Origin of the sequence: Parasphingorhabdus sp., assembly GCF_049667325.1 — a bacterium.
GTDB lineage: Bacteria > Pseudomonadota > Alphaproteobacteria > Sphingomonadales > Sphingomonadaceae > Parasphingorhabdus.
In genome coordinates, this window is sequence record NZ_JBATHY010000030.1 from 1 (window position 1) to 1,681 (window position 1,681).

The following is a 1,681-nucleotide window of genomic DNA, read 5'->3' on the forward strand; positions in this document are numbered from 1 at the left end:
GGATGGAACGACATCCGGGGCGCTCGCTCGCCCCGCACGCACCGGACGGCAAACAACCACTCGTTACTCGGATTCGAAGGGCGCTTGGCGCGTCGTGCGAGCGACCGGCCCTTCACCTGCAGGCTCACCGGCAAGGACATTGGACTCCGTGGTGCCCCGACCTGGTTGGACTTCCGCGCAGCAGTATGCTGGCTGTCGAACGATTGCATGCGGCGGAAGGCGCTACGCTTTTCCGCCCTACACGGGCTCACCGTCAAGGGCATTGAGCTCGCGCAGGGCAGGAAAGCGCAGCGTCTTCTGCCGCAGGGTAACCACATTCGGCGGATAACGCCTTCGGCTCATCCGCCCTACCGGCCCTGGAAATCATCCTCTACTGCTCAATGCACAGGCGTCGACCCGGGGTGACCAGATTGTGGGACACAGTGACGTCCGGGCCGGCAATATCGAATTGACCTCGGGCTTTGTTGGCGATCAACGATTTGCGCGTTCGGTTTTCTCCTGTTCGTATAATTGGTCGCCAATTCGCTTCACTTCCCTGACCAAAAGCTCGAGGTCAGAAAATTTTGTTCTGTGGTTGGTGATGTTAACGCGGATGGCATTAATACCGTTTATCAGCGTGGTTGAAGGCGCGGCGATTCCCTCCAACTGGAGAATTATGACGATTTCATCGTTGAGCGCATCCAGGGCCTTGGCATCCAGACCCGGGCATACATAACGGAAACAGCAGATGTTCATCGTTACCGGCGCCAACACTTCCATCTGTTCATGAGCGGTAACAAGTTCACCGAGATAGGCGGCCTGTTCGCAATTCTGATCTACCAGGAGACCGAATTTTTCTGATCCATGCTCATTCAGCTGCGCCCAGATCTTCAGAGCGCGAAATCCTCGGGAAAGCTCGGGCCCATATTCAACCGGCCAGGGATTGCCAGCCGCCAGCCCTCGCTCAGCGCCTTTCAGATAGTCGGGGCGTTCTGAAAAGGCGTGGCGGTGATCCTCTTCCGAGCGGATCAGCACGAACCCCGCGTCGTAATTCACATGCATCCATTTGTGAAAATCGAAAGCAAGAGAATCCGCATGGTGAATTCCTTCCAGACGGGGTTTCAATTTTTTGCTCAGCACGCCTGACGCCCCAAATGCACCATCGACGTGAAACCAGAGATTCTCGGCCTTGGCAATGGCGCTGATTGCCATAAGATCATCGATAGCCCCGAGATTCACAGAACCTGCTGTGCCAATGACGACAAAGGGCCTCAGACCATTTGACCGATCCGCCTGAATTGCCTTTTTCAACGCCTCAATATCCATCTCGAACCGGCTATTTACCGGAATTTTGCGCAACGCGTCCGAGCCAATGCCGAGAATGTCAAAGGCCCGCGAAACACAGGTGTGGGTTTGGGTTGATGTGTAGCCCACCAGCTGCTGCCCGCCGAGTCCCTTCTGCCGACTGGCAAAAGCAAAACAGCGGTCGCGTGCAGCCTTTAGCGCGATGATTGTGGCAATCGATGTCCCCGAGACCACGAGCCCGCTGGAACCCGGTGGAAAATCGAAAAGGTCCCGGCACCAGTCAATGACCTGTTTTTCCACATACATCGCTCCGTGATCCCGCCCCCCGAGATTGGCATTCATGGCGGATGCGGCAATGTCCGCAATCAGGTTTCCCGGTGTGCCCGATCCGTGAACC

1 protein-coding gene is annotated in these 1,681 nt (G+C 56.6%); it reads right to left on the reverse strand.

Annotation, left to right across the window (positions count from 1 at the left end; translation table 11 throughout):
- Nucleotides 1-471: 471 nt before the first annotated feature.
- On the reverse strand, nt 472-1,681 hold a 1,210-nt coding region (locus tag WBM93_RS01305; RefSeq protein ID WP_424427375.1), incomplete at its 5' end, for a pyridoxal phosphate-dependent decarboxylase family protein.